The organism is Paenibacillus sp. FSL L8-0708, from assembly GCF_038009325.1.
GTDB lineage: Bacteria > Bacillota > Bacilli > Paenibacillales > Paenibacillaceae > Paenibacillus_AQ > Paenibacillus_AQ odorifer.
This window is the reverse complement of the sequence record NZ_JBBPBC010000002.1, coordinates 199770-218770: the sequence shown is the minus strand read 5'-3', so window position 1 is coordinate 218770 and position 19001 is coordinate 199770. Positions and strand designations below refer to the sequence as shown.

Here is a 19001-nt window from a genome sequence, read left to right as displayed (position 1 = left end):
CCGTTCGTATTATGAGGTCACCAGATCTTTCTGGTCGACCTTTTTTTTGTATGGTCGTAAGATAGCGGTAGCCGGGGATCGAACGTTTCTGCCCGTGGGACTTGGATCCCGAGAGCTATTCTGTTCATCCCCCCTACTTGTTCAACCATGGTTAGGCTGGTTGGGACGTTGATCCCGTATCACATGCGATAGTGTGGAAGACAAGAAGGTTAGGGGTTGCCGGTGAAAATACTACAGGAGTGATGTCATGAATCCAGTCATTGGTTTGGATGTGTCCAAGGGAGAGAGCCATGCACAAGCTTTTTTAGACCGTGGAGTACCTCATGGGAAGATCTTTAAATTTAATCATGATCTAGAGGGATTATCGTCTTTTCTTAATTATGTTAGAGCAGTGGAATCAGCTGCTGGGGTGAGCCCTTGCATTGTAATGGAGGCAACAGGTCATTATCATAGCCCTGTTGTTCAGTTTCTGGATGAGCACCAGTATCTATACATCGTCATTAATCCGTTAATCTCATATGAGGCCAAAAAAACTAATTTAAGACGGGTCAAGACGGATGCTGCTGATGCCTATCAACTTGGGGCACTGTTCTATAAAGAAGAGTTTGAACCCATCAAAAAACGGGGTCAGCATCTCATGAATTTACGCTATCTAACACGACAGTATGAATCCCTAACGGGTATGTATGTTCAAGCAAAACTACAATTCCAGGCCATTCTGGATCAAGTTTTTCCCGAATACCATGGCGTGTTTGGTGACCTTTATTCGAAAGTTTCACTTCGATTTCTAGCCTTACACCCGACGTCTAAAGAAGTCCTGGGTATGACTGTGGAAGAGATTACAACAACAATCCAACGTCTTACTGGACGCGGAAGATCCGTCTCATGGTGTTTGGAACGCGCTCAAATCCTAGCGGCTGCAGCAAGGCGAAATCCCTTTAAGGAGACGGCTTTTCCAAGTCATTTGATCTCCATGCAGCTGCTCATCAAATTACTTCTTCAATACCAGGACCATCTATCAGACCTTGATAAATCGATAGAGACCCTGGCTGAAGAGTTACTTGAATATGATTTAATCCAATCGATACCCGGTATCGGCACGAAAATTGCTGCAACAATTTTGGCTGAGATTGGAGAAATCGATCGGTTCGATCACGCAAAGAAGCTGGTGGCCTTTGCTGGTGTTGATCCCAGTGTATTTGCTTCAGGTAAGTTTGTGGCAACCCAAAATCGAATCACGAAACATGGCTCGAGAAGGCTTCGTACAGCCCTGTATCAAGCTGTGCGCTGTGGTATTCGTAGTAATAGAAACAAGAAATTAAGAGCTTACTACGATAAAAAGCGTGCGGAAGGAAAGCTGTTCAAAGTAGCGGTAATTGCTTGTGTAAACAAACTCATCCACTGGATTTTTGCCATCTTAACTTCAAAAGAAGCATTTCGTCTAGAATGAGCAGCATGAAATAGAAAAAGATGAAATATATTCCTGTGCCGAAGGGGACGGTTATTTGTCATATCTTTTTTTAAGTATACCACTTCAGGAATCGGCCATTAATAATTAAATATTGACAAGCTATTAGCTGGAATAGCTTAATGATGCTTCGTCAGTCTAATACTTTATTTTCTCAGTCTAGAACTTTATTTGTTCAGTCTAACACTTTATTTCCCAGTCTATAACCTTATTTTCTTCTGACACCGATATCGCCTATCTCTGCGAGGAAACCGGCCACTGTATCTCTACCGACTCCTGTGATTGCTAGCAAATGATTAACGCCAGGAATCTGATGGAGAAGTTGATCTAGCTTCGTTTCAAGCTCTGCGAACTTACATTGAATCAATTGATACTGCGCCAACAACAACTGAAGTTCCATCTTGGCCAATTCTGTTCCTTGCTTAATGCCTACCGAACGGTTAGCCGCTGATTTCAGGCTCGTTATGCGCCCCAGCCCTGCACCTCGCTTTGCCACTTCTCGTAGGTGCCCCAGTAGAAACTCATCCGGTAACTTAACGAGTTCATGCGGCAACAGGTTAAGGCTGAGCATCTGAATTGCCGATTTACATTCCCAATCCTTAAACACCGTGAGGAATTCAGGAAAATACCGATCTAGCCAGTTATGGACTCGCCCTTGCACAACGCGCAAGTCAGTCGACAGGTGTTCGCGAATTTTCATAGCTTCACGCAGCTCTGCATAGATGCCTTGTGGAATATTCGGTACGGCGTATCTCCCGTCTTTGACAAGCTGTGCGATGACCTTGGCGTCCTTAATGTCGTTCTTAGTTGGTGAATTGTCGTCTAATTCTTTACTCTTTTTAACGTGCAACGGATTTACCACGCCAAAGACAATCGTCTGTTCTCTCAGGTAGTGTGCAAGATTCAGCCAATACTGACCGGTGGGTTCCATACCTACCACGACGTCTTCGCATCCGTGTTCCGACATAATTTTCCGGAACCAGTTTACGAACAACTCAAACCCTTCCAAGCTGTTTTCAAACGAAATTGGCTTCCCGAATTCAACCCCACGAAAGTCTTGTGCTCGAGCCACATGTTTGAACTTTGCAATGTCCACACCAACAATGAGTGTGGAGGAAGTGATTTGAGTAATTCGCTGATTTTGATTAAAATGCATAGTGTAGTCTCCTTGGAATGTATTTGGATCTGTCGCTGGCCAGCAACTGAGATCCTTTTATATCTTACCAAGGAGTCTTTTTGTTTCTCAAACCCGATATTTCTTCATAATAGGAATGCTGCCCGTTAGCTGAATGAAAAGCCTATCAGTCTAATAATTTATTTTCTCTGAACATATATCCCCCTCCCGAGCTCCCCACTGGAGTCTTACCTTAGCGGTATCAGACAGATACTTTAAATTACGCGCCAGGACAACCACAAATCAATCCTTGTCTCTCTAGGAGTTTTTATGTGGCATTCAAATTATTTTTCTTCGAGTTTTAATAATACATCCTGCAAAATTGAAATTAGATTTTTTCTTAGTATTAAATCTTGAATTAAGACTTCCTCTTTTACTTCCTGATATGCCCTACTCATTACTGTCACTAGCATAAGGACTACCAATGATAGAAGAAATATACCAATAAAAATATAACCCTGAGCATTATACTTTATTACATCAGGACTTTTATATAGATAAGGAAGATATTGATTTATGTTTGGAACTGTCAATGTAAGCAGTATGCTTGGAGCGATCAAAGGTGCCAGTTTTCTATTTTTCACTTCTAATTCATATGAATCGATTAACTTTTCAATTTTCCATTTATAATGTAATCCATTGTCTAGCAAAAATGTTTGAATTAATTCTATTTGAAGAAGATTAAATTGTTCTCCTCTCCAACCCTTTAAGGGAACCATAAGCTCAAGCTCATTCTCAAGAAATGTTCTCGCCGCTAAGTCTAATTTCCTTTTCCCCCAAACAAATAGAAATATAGAAAGTGGAAATAATAGAAGGGAGTAGTTAAAAAGCACTTTATTCCAATGATAAGAAAATGATGCGCCAGCAACTAAGAATAAACAAAATACCATGAACCAAAAAAATAAATTAAACATTTTGTATTCTTTCTTAACATAAACAAAAACCAAGGCATACGCACGTACGTTGTCCTTGTAATAATCGAGCAACTTTCCCTTCACAGTTCGCACCTCATAGAAATAAAATAAGTAAAGTATATCATCCATTGAAATATAATCCATTTTCAGCATTATGTATGTGACGATAAATAGAATTTCCCTTAAATAAAAAAAGCCCCAAATTGGGGCGATAACTCATTCTATGCTGCTAGAAGATTCGTGATTTCCTGTAAACATTGGATGTTGTCTGTTTTGATTAATACTTTTACAATCTCATCAATACGGCTGTACACAGTAAATGTACTCTCATTCTCAATCATTTCGATTTTTTGAACGAAGCCTTTGCTGTTGAAGTAATAGTGGGTAATAATCTTCTTACCTTCATCAAAAAAAACCACTTCCGCCTTAGTTCCCTGCATGTAAGCGTCGAAATTAACACTTAGATAATCCGGATCTCTAAGGTTCTCCAATAAATCCTGTGGCCACACTGAATTTTTGTAAATTAATTCATGTAATTCGTTTGTAATTTCGATCATATTGCTCACTCCTTTACAATGTGGATTGTATCATTTCAGCTAAGTGCTTAACAAGCTCATCTAGATAATCTTGTGCTCTGAAATAATTATCCAATGTCCAAACATCTCTCTGACCAAATTCCTCTTTTAATTTATCATTAAGATAGAGTGCAATTAGAGCAGCGTTATCCAGCTCCTCATTATTCTTCAAATAAAAGTACTTTGAAGGTAATGCTTTAGCAAATTCTCGCCCCTCTTTTTCAACCCCAAATTCACTAATTAGTTTGGCAGGAAGGTTCATACGTACGTTTTCATGGAACTCCTTGCGGACAAACATACGGTACTTTTTGGGCGATTTGAGTAACGGATTCTCATCTCTTGGCTTCTCTTGCGTTATGATGAACTTTCTTATTTCTTCTTCTGATGAATTTGGAAGAAGGCTTTTGAATGACTCAATTTTTAATTTTATTTCCGCTTCAAATTTCTCGTTTTCTTCAGTTAATGCTGTAGACAAATAGTATTCTGATTCCGTGTCCAATGTTCCTAATAATTCCACATCAGCAATACCTTTATTATATTTTTGGCCTAAGTCCCTTGTCAGGGATCTTTCAAACTTCTCTTGCTCTTTAACTTTTTCTATTACTTCTTTAATTTTGAGTTCTTTCTGATATTCCCTCCACAAAGGATCAAGACCAAGATCTCTGTGAGCTATAACAGTTCCAATATTATCTGAAGGTTTAACTACATCGGGACCATCAATATATCTTAATATGCGTCCTATAAACTGAGAATACGGTGCAAGTGATTTAAAGGGTCTAAATATAGCAGCAACTGATAGAAAAATATGATCATATCCTTCACCTAGCATTGCCACGTGAATAATTACATCGCATCTATTATTCTCGACATCAGATAATATCCTCTTTCTCGTTTCAGGTTCTAACTCACTATGGATCAATCGAGCCCTGAGCCCCTGTTCTTGATACATTGTTTCAAGTGTTTCTCCGTGATTAATACTACAAGCTACAGCAATGATTTTATGTGGAATTGTTGATCCAATTCTTTTTGAATTTAAAGCACTTATACTTTCATTTATTATTTGTTCATTACATTCTTTTGAAAGAGCTACGCTTCGAGCTATGTAATTTTCATCTTTAATACCAAGTTCCCGTAATTGATTTATTGTATACTTTCGAGTAAAGTCGTTATCTATTGTTAAGTAAACTTCTTCAGGGAGTAATTTGAAGTTTTCTAATGATTTTACGATGTTTTGTTGCATGGCTCTTCCAAGTCCATAATCAGTTATAATTTTACCTTCTATAGGCTTTCTATCGGTTCTGAATGGCGTACCAGTAACTTTCACCACTTTTGATTTGCTAAAATAATTCAGAGCATTTTGCCAAGTTTCTGCTGGAGAATGGTGGGCTTCATCGATAATAATCATATCAAAAAAATTAGGACCGACTTTTTTTAGAAGAGAGTTTCTAAAACGCGAGCTTAATTTATGAATGTTTAAAATAATGATATTGCTATTTTCTAATTCTTCTTGATTAATGTCGTTATCAAATTCATTCACAATTGGTAAGTCTTTAAATTCATTAAACACCTTTCTTTTAAGCCAGAAGTTTCCTGGTTCGGACGGGTCCAGTGATTCAACAACATGATCCTTAATAACAAGTTGTGGAGTAATTATTAGAACACGTCCTTGACACATTCCATACGGAACCAAGCCTATTACTCCAGTTTTCCCGGCACCAGTCGGTAAGATGATAACTGCATCCCTACTCGAACCCTCTTCTTTAAAATGATTAAAGGCATCAATATAAGCTAAAACTTGTGGCTCTCTTAGTTCATCATTTTCCACTATTGCAGGTTTAGCATTCATGAAATAATTGATATCAAATGGCATATTACTTCCTCCATTGTTGTTATTTAATACCACTTTTTTGTAATTATTTCGCCATACAGAAGCATTCACCTTTATATATTTGGAATTTTTTTAAAAATTTCATTTTTAATTATCCTTATCCATAGATCCGGTTGCCACTTTAGGAGTATATTGAATTCCCAATATATCCATATACTAGTATGAAATAGCCAATTCTGAACAAATGAAACGTATCTTCAATGAAAATCCCGTACCTTTAATCGGGTACGGGATTTTCTCAATCTATTGAGAATTCTATTAAAAAATAGTTAATCATCAGACTCCATGTTTACTAATAATCCTATATATGAATGCAACTGAGGTCGAACCTTAAGAACTTTTTCATAAGTAAGGCCTATTTTTTCACAAACCGCTTTTTTGGTTAAAACCATATTCCCCAATACCCTTATTTCTTCAACAGCCATTTTCGCCTTTTCTTTTAATACATTTATCTCGTTTTCGTACATACGTTGTCTTGATGCTATATACTGCTGATCAATGTATTCAAACACTGATAAATGCTTACGCTTCAAATCCTCACCACGTATACTCAGATCATTATAGATATCACTTTTTTTCCAATCTTGTTCTTCTTTTGCACATTGCCTGATAAATTCTTTAGCTCGTTCGATTAATCTTACGTTCTCATTTTCTAGCAAGCCCATTTTCACCTTTTGGTTATGTAAAACTATTGGTTTATTAAAACCATAATATAATAATTGTCCCTTGGTTATATCTAGTGTCGCAGCCACTTCCTCCATGTTAACCACAGTATTTTGAATCAAATAATGTTCAAGTAATTCTTTGTTTACTATAGGCTTACTCTTATTTTTTTTGCGGCTTGTTCTTTTCCTATACTGATGGCTATCAAAAAATAAAAACTGCTTTACCTCTTTCATAGCCAAAGCACTATAATATTCAAAAGCATCCCATCCAAATCGCTTTTTAGCTGTTATACGCAGTTGACCTCCTTCGCTTATCATTTCTTTAAAACATTGCACTGCATTTGCTGGAGCTATTTGCACCATCGGATAAAATTGTGTCCCAATATAGTAATCCGAGTAGCATAAATCTTTCCATAACTTCTCTCCTATTATTCCTATCCTTTTTTGAATTTCTTTATGAGAAGCAAGTTGTTTCTTTAAATCATGAATTCCCTGAATCCTTTTTATTACATTATTAACATTTTCCCATTTCCCCGTTTCTTTGGAATAACCATACTCCATGTAGCAATCAGTACACACTGAACATTCGTCATAGGATTTACGATCTGTAAACCAATAAGGGTGAGTCACTCGAGACATTCTTTTATTCGTTTGGAAAGATGGACACCACGGTGCTAAACACTCGCCTAGCGGTTTTAGCGTAGCTCTTTTTCTTGGGTATAGCATGATATCTTCAATGATCTGATCCGTTAGTTGAATTTCATTTAATCCCCATAACGATTTTTCTGTTAATGTCACCACTTTAAATACTGTTGCTAATGAAACATTTTTCTTACCGGCCTTTATTGCCAATCTAAAGTTGTACAACCCGCCTTCCCTAAACAAGTTTTCTTTTTCAAAAGATTTATTTTGAACGGCATACATGAGTTTAAGCCCTAATAATTGACCTGCTGAGAAGTGATTATGTTTAGGCATTCGTTCGTTAGTAAGTAGCCACTTCCAAGAAAGATTATACGGGCTGTTTTGTTGCATTAGGAAAGATGCTGTGTTTTTACAGCTTTCAGTAGTCATTATCTTTTCACAATGTGGACACCTTCCTTCAAAAAAGCTGGCATTTGAATACTTAAAAGATTCCTTACAATGGGGACATCGATCAATTAATAAGCTTTGATGTTTTTCGCAATAGTCCACTCCTATAACATTCCAAATGAGTTTATGCCCTTCGCCTTGAGCAACACATTCAGCGCAGATTTTTCTTGATATCCCGTTAATATATTCACGGCCATACACAGTCTCAAAGTTAACCTTCGTTATATCCACTTCGCTAGTCGATAACTTTCTTATTAGTATATAATATGTAAGGAGTTCAAGTATTTCTTCAGATTGCCCTGTAACATAAGCTGTTTTTTTTAAGTCCAGATGTGTATACGGGTTTGAATCTAATGATTTCATAATCCTTTTACGACACTTCCCCCCCGTTTTATTTGAACGTATTAATGGCCATATGCTTTCAAATGATATACTATTCACTTGGCAACAACGAAAAAGATAGCTACTTAAAGACTCCCCATCCTGAGGCTTCAACCGTATAGTAAATCTCATTATTTCCCCTCCACTATTCATTAAAAAAGCTTCTTCATTTAGAAGAAGCGGCTTTCTCTACCAGTAATGTCTCCAGTTCATCCTCGATTAAATCGCCATAAATGTTGTTTTTTGCTGCTTCAAGATCTTCAATCTTCAAGATAGGACATTGCTCTACAGTCAAGTCAAACAATCCCGCTAGTCGATATGCCTCAATTAATATTTGAACAACCAGGCCAATAACTCCCTTACTCCAATTATGGAAAAGTTGGGGCAGGTAAGAATCTGGATCGCCTAATCCGATTGGTTCGGGTGGTTGCAGATTACGTTCCATTTCTTGCATAAATTCAATAAACGTTTCATCACACTCTTTGTATCTATTTAAGCGCATCACAGGATAACGGCGTAAATACTGAAAATCAGAAGTTCTTAAGCTATCGATTACTGGAGTTCCTACACATACTAGAGAAACATGAGCTGAATTCGCAACGTGCTTGATGTGCTCCATAGCTTCATCACCTCGCATGGTGCGACCCTTTACAATATAATTCATCTCGTCTAAAATGATCATCTCTACCTTTTGCTGCTCAATTAAGGTAAAAGCTTGGCGCTTAACATCCCCGATTGTCTTTTTGCCCATTAATGTAGGTGCCCCAAGTGCTCTGACCATGCTTTGATAGAATTCCATCACTGTAAAGGGGTTGGGCAATTCCATAACGATTACAGGCTTAATATCTATTTCTGTCCCGTCCTCGTACGTTTGTGTATAGCCGACGTTTGCATCCATATATTTGTTAATCAAATGGGATTTCCCTATACCGGAATGTCCGATTAGAAACAAATGTCTGGGATACCGCTTTTTATCTCCAATTTTCTGATGCGCCCTCATTGAATCGAAAATTTCCCAGGTTTTTTTTACGGATGGAGATTCAACATGCAATTTCTTTAGTCTTTCAGCAAACTCTTCTTTAGTAGTATTCATGAACATTTACCCCTCTCTATTGTTTCTTGCTTGTTTTGCTAATGCTAAAATGTCACTTGCTTTTGGTTTAATTACAATACCAGCCTTAGGCTGAGCATAGTCTACGGACACATCCAATTTCATCTTTTGTGCTTTCTTTCTGGCACTTCTATTTTTCCTGTATTTTTCTGTAAGCTCTCCTCTCAATTTTCCACGTAGGCGTTGAACGTCTTCATTACTTGGTAATCCCTTTGCTTTTTCCTCCGATTCATTCTTCCACCTCACCCTAAGTGCCTTGTACACATGAAGGTTCATCCCATCAAGCAAATCAACTGCAGGTTGCTGTGCGTAGACCTCGATGTATTGTTGTAGTTCGGGATGCAAAAAGTATATTTTGGAGATGTCATCCGGATCATATTTGATTTTGTATTTGGTTTCTCTAGGTCCAATGAACAGGTTGAGACTGTCCGATTTATACGATACATTGTTCAATACCACTCCATCCTTCGTGTAAGGCTTCATATACGTTGGGAGCAGTTCCATTCGATAATCTTCTTCATCCTTGTCAAGAACAAAACGTGGAAGGCCGAACTCTTTACACCCTTCGGTAAACCGAACCATTGGCTTATTTTCATCAAGAGGCAGCCCGCCATGTGTTTCATAGTGGTAGATATCGACAATATGCTGAGTAATAAAATTTTGTAATTCATCTAAGGTAAGTACAGCTTCTTCTTCCGATTTGTATTCACCTTTATCTGCAACATTCGACTTCCTGGTCCCATCCAATTGATGAATAAGATCGTCATTTAGCCTTTTGAAGAAGCGTTCGATAACGCCGGAATAATGAGGTGTTTTTTTGGGTCTAAACATTAAATGTGATTTCATAACTTCATTAACAACGCGCTCAAACTCAATACTGCGGAAGTCCTTACCGTTATCAACCATAATATTGTATGGAATTCCATGGACTACCCATTCACTTTCAGTACCATTGCGTTCTTTCGATTTCTTAAGAAACATCCCCTGCAGGAGAGCCTTTCGTAATACATTTGAAGAAGGATCTTCAAATGAAATATACAAACACCAGATACACCTGGAGTATAAATCGATTCCGACAGTAATGAATGGTCTGCCAATTTCGCATCCCGTCTTACCATCGATGACGTCAACATCAAGCTGTGTATGGTCGATAGCAACAATATGTAAAGGAAACATCGCTTCTTCGTTAGTAAATCCTCGCTGCACCGGTTCATATTCCCTCACGGCCTTTGCCCCTTCACGCATGCGATCTCGTATTTGGGGGTCAATGCGATCTAAGAGTTTGTAAATCGTACTCCTAGCGGGTTTTTCAAGCCCTTCCCGCAAACATCTGTCTTCAATTCTGTGATATGTCTCTTTTTTTGAAATCTTTTTGAGCTTAAGATATTCCTGCTCAATAACATCTTTGAGGACTGGGTGAGTTTCAGGAGGAAGTCTAGTTGTGATAATATCAAGGACCAGATCTTTTTTTGAAGGATGACATATTTGAAGCGTGTAGTTGTCTTTACGCTGCAGATGTCCTTTTCCATACTCCGGTATTAACCCCAACTCTCCTCGGCTCTCCAATTGTTCAGCTCTTCGGTAACCGGCAAGATATCTTTTAATCGTTCTTTTGTTTAGTCGGTGCTGATCTGCAATTCGCGTAATTAACGTTTCTTGATGCACACCTTCAAGTGTTTCACTCTCTTTAATAAGGTTTGAGTATTTTTCCAGAAAGAATAATCTCGCTTTTACATTTTTTCGAACTTTGTAATCTTCCAGTACTATAATAGGGCGAATAATTTCAAAGCGTTTTGAAACCGTACTCTGAAATTGCTCCGTGATTATATCCAGTAAATGCTTTCGTTTAGGGTCTTTATTCTTCTGAATCTCACTTCCTTCTGCAGCAAACATTGGATGGCTAATCAGCTTATAGTAATCCATTTCAAAAGTTTCCCCATCCCCTTCTGTTCGTTTTAAAACCACATTTGGGGGAGTTATAGAAATGACCGTATGCTTTCTACCGAATACACTAATTTCACTATTAACTTTAAGCTCAAAGGAATGCATCTGAACGACTTCCTTTCTCAAGGTATTTAGAAATCCCCGTCGCTCCTGCATTATTAATAGTTACTACACTCATAGAGGTAATGGGCACTGATAAATCTGTCGACAAAATACTTTTTGCAATCATATGGAAAATCACTGGTTTGGCCTGATATGGTTGATAGTCTGGCTGATAGAATTCTGATAATTCAAGAATCGAAGCACTTCGTCGATAATGCAAAAAAGATTGGATGCGATTCACGAGATCTACGGGGATAATGTCTAAGTGAAGAAAGTTAACCAAGAACTTAATATTTTTCTGTAGGTGAATCGGAATGTTCTTAGGATACAGGACACTATACTCCCACCCCTTTGATCGAGCATAATCCTTGCAGATTTCTTGAAGTTTTAAAAAAGAGACATCCTCCAGCAACTTTGGATCTGGTTCTTTAATCTGTATAAGCCAGGGAACATGATTTTCTCTAAAAACTAAAACATCCGGAACATGGACACTCTCTTTAATGACCCCATGCTCACTTAGGAACCGAACCGGTATTTCTACGGGCTGCTCATAAAACCGAATAACCTCTGGGGCCAGGTCTAGCAAAAAGAAAAACAGCTTCTCGTTGTTAGATTCGTAACGCATCCCTCTTTGCATTTTGTAGCCTTGATAGACGCCAAACATATGACGATGATAAAAGCTATTTTTGTTATCTACTTTCCGTTTAGCTTGGTACTCCTGATCTTCCATTTCCCAACTTCCCTTATTAGACCAATCCATAATGCACCTCCGTAACATATTGTTTTACAAAAAAATAAATTTATGTAACATAAAAATTGACAAGTCCTTTGAAGCCATATTAAACCCACTTCGTGTTACAGTCAACATTTTTTAGGTAAAGCAAAACGTGATTTGCAGTTTTTTATATGCTAAAATTATAATAGTCAATGAAATGAGGGATATTATGATACATTTTGGTAATCGGTTAAGAGAATTACGTACTAGCTGTGACTGGAGCCAACAGGACTTAGCAGATCGGTTAGAAATATCAAAACAAGCTATTTCTAACTGGGAACGGGACGCTGCAAAACCCGACATAAATCAGGTTGTTCGACTTGCTGAGGTCTTTAATATTTCAACTGATTCCTTACTTGGCATGGATAAAAACCCCTCCTATTTCCATCCACAGGGCCGAAGCCAGCTTATCCTAGCTCGTTCGAAGCACTGGGATTGGATTTTCCAAGATTCATATGATTTAATCGATGTCCTTCAATCTGGATATCAATTTCATGTTGGCAACCGGCCTTTATCTACGGATGAGTTGAATGTGTATTGTGAATTAATTAAAGTGACAGAAAGAGCATTAGCAAAAAAAGAAACTGCGCATCAGTGGGAAATTGATGAAATAGTATCTGAGGTAGAAGAAAAAAGTGAACTAAAAGCCGATATAAACGGATCAGGAAAAGTCAGTTTTCAATAAAACTAAATCTATTCATTAATTCAGCCTCTCTCTCATTTTTCACGAAATCCGAAATCCGATATTTCGCAACAAAAAAATATTGAATGTTAAAAAAATCTTTGAGTTGCTCGGATATCGGAACGGATTTCTTGAATTAAAGCTATAAGATTCGGTGCAATCTTTCGAATTACAGCTGGTTTTACTCCGATATATTCGTATATATCATTTGTATGAATATCACCTGCTTCTTCCTCCAAGAATAAGTTGATACGCCTCTCCCATTCTACTTCCATTTCTTTGTGCTCACGCTGCTTAACTGCTTTTTTGCAATCTTCTATAGTATGTAACATCCCCCATTTGCGAAGGGTATTGTCACTGATCCCAATTTGTTTTACTACTTTCAAGTTAGTGATCTTGCCCCCTTTCAGATGGATATCAGTGCAGATATCTTCAATTTGTTTAGAAACAGCATTGTTATATTTCCTTGGAGGTTGAACCACTTTACGCTTAATAAGCGGAGGGCTACTCACCATTTTCAGTTGTAAATGACCTGTTAGCCGGGCAGTAAACGTACCAGGTACTTTCAGCTGTATAAAATCATCAATCGACCATTTGTTTATAAATAATAAATCAAATATCTGTAGTAGATGAACTCGTCTGAGGGAGCTTCCTCTTGCCTGCTGTAATAAGTATTCTGCGCAAGCCCTTCCTCCCATTCGGTTTTTTAGTTGCTCATTATCGATTGGTTGATCCTTATCCACCAGCATATAAATTAATTTCTGTGCTACCTGCTGAGTATTCATGTATGGTATTGATTCATCCTGAAGTCTAGTGAACGAGTCCCGGATAAAGCTTTCATATATATCGTCCTTATTCACTTTTCGCTCCTTCCCCTCTCCCCCCAGGTATCCACTGCAATACGGACAAAGCGAACAATCCCGTAGATGTGTTAATTTAATTGGTTTTCTACAATGAGTACATACTTCATTTAGATGCAGATTATGATCAGGACAATAGGATATAACTTTCAAGTTCCACATAAGCTTCCTGTATTTGTACTCATATATACATTGTGGGCAATATGCATAGTCTATACGTATCATTTCTCTCATTATCTTTGTTGAAGAGATCTCACCATCGTCTACAAAATGACTGATGGTGGACCATAAAGAGTGCTGTTTTAGCTTACTTGAGCTCACTCCTATATACTGCTCCATGCTTTTGAAATTCAATATATTTTTAGCAATGCAGTCAATTCTAGCAATGTCTGCTTGCTTCAACGTCTTTTTTGAAGGATGTAGAAAACAGTATAATAATGAGAGCATTGAATGCCCATTTCGATCGGCTAATCGCTGGAGAAACCCTCCTAATGCCTCCCCATCATAAGGTGTTAATCTCACTCCTAAGTTCATCTTTTTCCTCCCTTATATATCAGATCATATCTATCATTATTTATCCGAAATCCGATATTTATACTATGAGAAAAAAATTTTACATAGCTTCCTAGTCTTGGTCAAGGAATAAAAACGCCTATAACTCGTAAGTACTTACGAGTTATAGGCGTTTTTAACAAATATACATAAACAATTAAATACCCAATGCCTTTCCTTGTCCTCAAATTAATCCCCTTAGGTGGCCAATGAATATCTGATTAGAATCTGTCGGATCATATTTTCTATGGACTGCCTTGTTTAGCTCATGTACTAACATTGCAAACTCTCTTGCATTGAGATAGAAGCCATATATTCTTTTAATAGATCGATAAAATTGAATTAATAATTCTTTTGCTTTACCGGGTTCGTAACCAAGACTTTGCAAGTGCTCTAATATATCTTGAATATATGGCCGATCCAACATATGAATGTTATGCAATTATTGACCTCCTCAAATTTCATCAATAAAATGATATCTAACACGATAATTAGTTTTATCCATTACACTCCCGGTTCAGCATCATTAAATACCCCTCTTGAGAAATATTGATCTGCGCAGCTCTTCACAAGGACTTCTCGATTTTCCTCATAAATTTTTAGCAGCTGATTTATGACGAAAATTCGTTGAACATTATCTTCTGCAAACATGAATAGTTGCCGTTTATAATAATTGATTTGACTTTGATCCGTGCCGGAATACTTGGTGTTTTTTTCATAAATACTGAGTAGTTGTAGATGCAGCTCATAAACATTTTTATAATCCACCTCTTACACCCTTTCTGAAAGTACAGCGATTAATAAACCATTATCCCCTCCTTACTAATTATTACTCTCATCTTTATTGATAAATTTTGATTCATCTTTATTTAAAAGGCCCCTGCTTGATATGATTGGTATGACATTTTCTCGACAGTATTATCCACTAATATGAATCGTTGAAGAGACTTATCAAGTAAAAACAACTACCATATTGACAAGTCGCTATAAAAAAATCTAATGTATATTGTTACTGCTAGCCCATAATGTCCAGAGGTTGACGGCATGAGTTGTCCTGCTATTGACGGTCAATCTGTCCGCAGCGAGGGAGAAAAACAGGGAGAATTATGACAATTCTCCCTGAATCACACGCTTGACCATATGGTCGTCCACAATCCGGTGCTTATTCTGTGCGCCGTAGATTAAGGCGTGCGTGCATAGCTTGTTCACCAGCCGGGCGGCTCCGCTGGAGTAACGGTAGATTTCATCTATCGCCGCCTCCGTAAACAACTCGTGTGCTGCACCCGCAGCGCTCAAATGCCTCTTCATATAGGCTCCCATTTCTGCGCGGTCCAGATGTGGAAGATAACACTGCATATCGATTCGCTGGCGGATCGCCGCGTACGCTTGTAGCCCCAGTCGGTCCCAGAGTTCACTTTGTCCAACCAGAATCAAGGCCATAGGGCTCTGGGAATCCATTTTCATATTCAGCAGAAAGCGCAGCTCCTCCAGCATCTCCCGGTCCAATAAATGGGCTTCATCTACCACCACCACGGGCTGCAGCCGGTGAATCCCCCGCATAAGCTCAATCTCCCGGTGCAGTTGCCGTTTGGCATCCCCTCGGTAAAATTTCGACTCACATCCAAGCTGTTCGAGCAGCCCTTTGTAAAAGTGGCGCGGTGTTAGTTTGGAATCCGACAGGTATAAAAGCTTAAACCTCGTCTCGTCTAGCTCCTCGCCTAGCCGCCGAATCGTCGTTGTCTTTCCCGTTCCGCAGTCTCCCGTAAGCACGGCAAACCACTGACGCTCTGCCACATAAGCGAGGCGCCCGAGCGTTTCGTCCTGTGCAACAGCCGCATACAGTTCAGGTACGGCAAGATCTCTGGAAAACGGTGCGCGGTGCAACTCATAGAAGGACTCAAACATCTTCGTCCTCCCTTTGCACCCGGCGGTACGTCACCGCAGGTGCTTCTCGTTCCTTCCGGCGCTGGTGCCGGATTTCTGCGGCCTCCAGCAGTCTCGAGCTGCCTGTCAAAGAGGCGCCCAGGTGTTCCGGCAACGCTGGCCGGGTTCCCGCACGTTCTCCCACGACCATCTCGCGAACCCGCCACGGAGCTCGGCCTTCGTATTCAATCGTCAGCTCGGTGGTGTCTGCCGGGTCATAAATGACTTCGACCGTACAGCCCATCACGCTCAGCCCGACTTCGTATTTCCGGTTCATAAAGCTAATGCAGCCGGATTTGTCGACTTTACGTTTTTCGCTATGCAGGAACGCGTCTGTCAAAGTGTCCGGGTCCATGAACCGCAGCGCTTTCGGGTCACTGCGAAACGCGGTTTCCGGACTTCGTTTGTCCGCTAGCGCCGAATGAGGCTTGTGCTGGTAGCACTCCGAGAGCCACACCTCAAATCGCTCATTGAGCCGTTGAAGTGTCTTTGGCTTCTCCAGGGCGACTTCGCTCAAAAACGAATCGACGACTTGGTTAAATCGCTCCACTTTCCCCTTCGCTTCGGGTGAATACGGCTTGGTGTAGAGCAGCCGTGTCCCCAGCTTGGAGCAGGTTCTTGTCATCCCTTGGTTGCGGTACTGCTTCCCGTTGTCGAAATAGACGGCCTCGGGAACTCCATATTTTTGGATCGCCTGACGAAATGCGGATTCCACCAGACGCTGGTCCATGACGGGTACAAATTCACCGTGCACAATAAACCGCGTGGCGTCGTCAATAAATACTACCAAGAACACTTGCTTCATCGTTCCGCCTTCGCCAAGGGGCAGATACGGGCCATACTTCAGGTCAGATTGCCACAGCTGGTTGCGGTGGCGCTGCTGAAAGCGCCGGGCGGCCACGCCCGATTCAGCGTACATTCGTAAATGACGCGAACTGTAGCCACGGGCCGTCAGCCGTTCCTGAAGCGTACTTCGCTTGACTTGGCCAGGGGCAATTCGGCCTTCCCATTCCAGAATTTGAATGAGCTGCGCCACACTGCGGCCGGGGACCTCCCGGCGCAAGAGGATCGCCTGTTCCAGGACGTCTGTCGGTATCGCTTCGTCCGAGGGCTGTTTTCCTTTGCCTTTGGGCTTCAGCCCGGTAAATCCCTCGCTTCGGTAACTCGCCATATACCGGCGTAGCGTGCGTTCGGAGAGTCCGGTCTGTTCACAGATTTTCGTCTTCATCTCCCGGGCTTTGGCCGGGTCTAAACCGTCCGCAAGCAGAGGAGCGAGAAGTTGCATCCGCTCGGCGGCTAGGGCTTCGGCTTTGGTTTGGTCTTTCATGGGGGGCGACTCCTTCCTTCTTTGAACTCAAGGAGAGTCTACCGCAGAGGTGGGGCGGACAGGTAGGCAAAACGGGTATGTACCCATAACTGGGCGTTGGCGATGGGGCGGACAAGTCTGGCCAGCCAGCCGGGTCCTTCGTGGTGAAAGATCTCTTTGGAGACAACGGGCGGAGTAAAGGAAGCCTCTCGGGGCAGAGAAGCCACACTGGTAAATCGGACGCTCAGCGCTTGCAAGGCCAGCATGAAGTAGACGGCAAGAACCCGAAACCAGGATTTCCAGCGTCTTAATGTAGACGTTTCTGCGCAGACGCTCACGGACGCCTCCGGCTCCGTGAGCACCTGTTCCATACTGCTAGATTCGTAGCGTTTGTAAGGCACGAGTAGATCCGGAAGCTCGTGGTGAATCTTGCGGCATCCCGCACACCGTAGCCTGCGAATCACGAGCCGGCGCAGCTCACCGTCCCCACCCCGGACCTTCCGTTCCCGGCTACCGATCACCACTAGTTTTTCTGTGCAGCACGGGCAGGGCACCTCCTCCGCACCCCTCACAAAAAACACCAGGGATCTTTTCAACCAGCGCATACTTTGTTACAATGACCATGTCTAGTGATGAAGGATATTTCCGGCGCGGCCTGTTCCAGCAGGTAACCAACGCCACGGAGGTATCCTTTTTCCTTTGTTAGAATACGGTCATTATATCCGGCAACTTCCGGACAGGCAATCCCACCAGCTTCGCGGCGTTATGATTCAGCAGAAACAGTATATCTCTACTATAATCAAAATAAGCTTAGCCTAAAGCTGCCCTTATTTTGAATGTTCTAGGACTACAACTTATATTCCTTGCTAACAGATGATTTACAGCCACCATCACTTCATGTACAAAGAGTAAATGTCGAGGATGTTATTCAAACCACACAGCAATTCTTTAACTTCTGCACTTTTCTCTGAACCAGAATCTTGATGTGCGTAAGTGTTTGTTGTTGTTGACATTTTAGGACTACCAGAGGATATGAAATAATCTTCTGGTAGATCAAATGTTTTATTGATCTTTATAATTTTTGTATTGTATTGCTTAGAATAAAGTCCTCCACCATTGATGATCTGATCAATGGTATTTCGATCGATATTCGTTAATTTTGACAAAGATAATTTGGAATAACCTTTCAGCCGAAGAAATGTCACTAAGTTTTCAGCAATCGTTTCACGATGATCGGAAAAATTTAAGTTCATGCTCTCCCCCCTTTAAACAGTTTACTTTAGTTTTTTCCTAATACTGATCCATTAAGTATAAATTATTAAACTTTTTTTCAGGTGTAGTATTGAGTTTTCAGCTACTATCACACGGATGCTTCCGTTAGGAGTCCCCCTTTAATTTTAAAAAAACAGCAGCAGTCGTTGACACAAAAATAATGTCTATGACTGCTGCTGTTTAAATAAAACTCTCGTATCCCATAAACACAACTATATATCTACTGGTTGTTAAAATTGCTATTTTTCTTACACAATCTTTCTAGATACCATTTTATGAAGTTTCCCTGTTACTGATAACTCTGCATCTGGATTTTAAAC

The 19001-nt window shown here is 40.2% G+C and carries 16 protein-coding genes and 2 pseudogenes; 3 read left to right on the top strand and 15 right to left on the bottom strand.

The features are described from left to right. Positions 1-247 precede the first annotated feature (247 nt). Complete coding sequence (locus tag NYE58_RS37035; protein ID WP_076121959.1) at positions 248-1450, top strand: IS110 family transposase; 1203 nt, start codon at positions 248-250, stop codon at positions 1448-1450. A 244-nt stretch (positions 1451-1694) separates the two neighbouring features. Here the strand turns inward: NYE58_RS37035 and NYE58_RS37030 are convergent. From NYE58_RS37030 to NYE58_RS36995, 8 genes and pseudogenes are all read right to left on the bottom strand, one after another. Continuing rightward, positions 1695-2624 (bottom strand): annotated as a pseudogene (locus NYE58_RS37030) (IS110 family transposase); the annotation flags it as partial. A gap of 302 nt (positions 2625-2926) precedes the next feature. Next, positions 2927-3709 carry a hypothetical protein gene (locus tag NYE58_RS37025; protein WP_076225170.1) on the bottom strand — a complete coding sequence of 261 codons (783 nt, stop codon included), beginning with the start codon at positions 3707-3709 and terminating at the stop codon, positions 2927-2929. A 68-nt stretch (positions 3710-3777) separates the two neighbouring features. Then, positions 3778-4113 (bottom strand): hypothetical protein, encoded by a 336-nt coding sequence (locus NYE58_RS37020; RefSeq protein WP_076179509.1) that lies wholly within the window; start codon positions 4111-4113, stop codon positions 3778-3780. 13 nt (positions 4114-4126) lie between these two features. After that, the gene (locus tag NYE58_RS37015) at positions 4127-6001 is read right to left on the bottom strand and encodes a DEAD/DEAH box helicase (RefSeq protein ID WP_076179508.1); all 1875 of its coding nucleotides are present in this window, start codon (positions 5999-6001) and stop codon (positions 4127-4129) included. A gap of 287 nt (positions 6002-6288) precedes the next feature. Beyond that, positions 6289-8286, bottom strand: a complete 1998-nt coding sequence (locus tag NYE58_RS37010) for a TniQ family protein (RefSeq protein ID WP_076179507.1) — start codon at positions 8284-8286, stop codon at positions 6289-6291. Positions 8287-8320: 34 nt separating this feature from the next. Beyond that, the gene (locus NYE58_RS37005; RefSeq protein ID WP_076179506.1) at positions 8321-9247 is read right to left on the bottom strand and encodes a TniB family NTP-binding protein; all 927 of its coding nucleotides are present in this window, start codon (positions 9245-9247) and stop codon (positions 8321-8323) included. Between the two features lie 6 nt (positions 9248-9253). Next, the gene (locus NYE58_RS37000; protein WP_076225168.1) at positions 9254-11314 is read right to left on the bottom strand and encodes a Mu transposase C-terminal domain-containing protein; all 2061 of its coding nucleotides are present in this window, start codon (positions 11312-11314) and stop codon (positions 9254-9256) included. Beyond that, on the bottom strand, positions 11301-12071 hold the full coding sequence (locus NYE58_RS36995) for a TnsA endonuclease N-terminal domain-containing protein (protein ID WP_076225167.1): 771 nt from the start codon (positions 12069-12071) through the stop codon (positions 11301-11303). The genes NYE58_RS37000 and NYE58_RS36995 overlap by 14 nt, the downstream gene beginning before the upstream one ends. 184 nt (positions 12072-12255) lie before the next feature. Between NYE58_RS36995 and NYE58_RS36990 the strand changes: the two genes are divergently transcribed. After that, positions 12256-12771 (top strand): helix-turn-helix domain-containing protein, encoded by a 516-nt coding sequence (locus tag NYE58_RS36990; protein ID WP_340961879.1) that lies wholly within the window; start codon positions 12256-12258, stop codon positions 12769-12771. Positions 12772-12857: 86 nt separating this feature from the next. Here the strand turns inward: NYE58_RS36990 and NYE58_RS36985 are convergent, their stop codons facing one another. The 5 genes from NYE58_RS36985 to NYE58_RS36965 all read right to left on the bottom strand — a co-directional run bounded on the left by NYE58_RS36985 (position 12858) and on the right by NYE58_RS36965 (position 17430). Next, the gene (locus tag NYE58_RS36985) at positions 12858-14162 is read right to left on the bottom strand and encodes a TniQ family protein (RefSeq protein ID WP_076179500.1); all 1305 of its coding nucleotides are present in this window, start codon (positions 14160-14162) and stop codon (positions 12858-12860) included. 202 nt (positions 14163-14364) lie between these two features. After that, a complete protein-coding gene (locus NYE58_RS36980) occupies positions 14365-14622 on the bottom strand; it encodes a hypothetical protein (RefSeq protein ID WP_076225166.1) in 258 nt (85 codons plus the stop codon). Between the two features lie 62 nt (positions 14623-14684). Further along, positions 14685-14948, bottom strand: a complete 264-nt coding sequence (locus NYE58_RS36975; protein ID WP_081383690.1) for a hypothetical protein — start codon at positions 14946-14948, stop codon at positions 14685-14687. 336 nt (positions 14949-15284) lie between these two features. Next, the gene (locus NYE58_RS36970; protein ID WP_341004423.1) at positions 15285-16085 is read right to left on the bottom strand and encodes an ExeA family protein; all 801 of its coding nucleotides are present in this window, start codon (positions 16083-16085) and stop codon (positions 15285-15287) included. Next, on the bottom strand, positions 16078-17430 hold the full coding sequence (locus NYE58_RS36965) for a DDE-type integrase/transposase/recombinase (protein WP_341004422.1): 1353 nt from the start codon (positions 17428-17430) through the stop codon (positions 16078-16080). The genes NYE58_RS36970 and NYE58_RS36965 overlap by 8 nt, the downstream gene beginning before the upstream one ends. Positions 17431-17573: 143 nt before the next feature. Here NYE58_RS36965 and NYE58_RS36960 point away from each other — a divergent pair, with 143 nt between their 5' ends. Further along, complete coding sequence (locus tag NYE58_RS36960; RefSeq protein WP_341004421.1) at positions 17574-17720, top strand: hypothetical protein; 147 nt, start codon at positions 17574-17576, stop codon at positions 17718-17720. Positions 17721-17768: 48 nt separating this feature from the next. Here NYE58_RS36960 and NYE58_RS37620 read toward each other — a convergent pair. Both NYE58_RS37620 and NYE58_RS36955 read right to left on the bottom strand, forming a co-directional pair. Continuing rightward, positions 17769-18014, bottom strand: a pseudogene (locus NYE58_RS37620) (DUF6431 domain-containing protein); the annotation flags it as partial. A 285-nt stretch (positions 18015-18299) separates the two neighbouring features. Next, complete coding sequence (locus tag NYE58_RS36955; protein WP_076179499.1) at positions 18300-18662, bottom strand: helix-turn-helix transcriptional regulator; 363 nt, start codon at positions 18660-18662, stop codon at positions 18300-18302. Positions 18663-19001 lie beyond the last annotated feature (339 nt).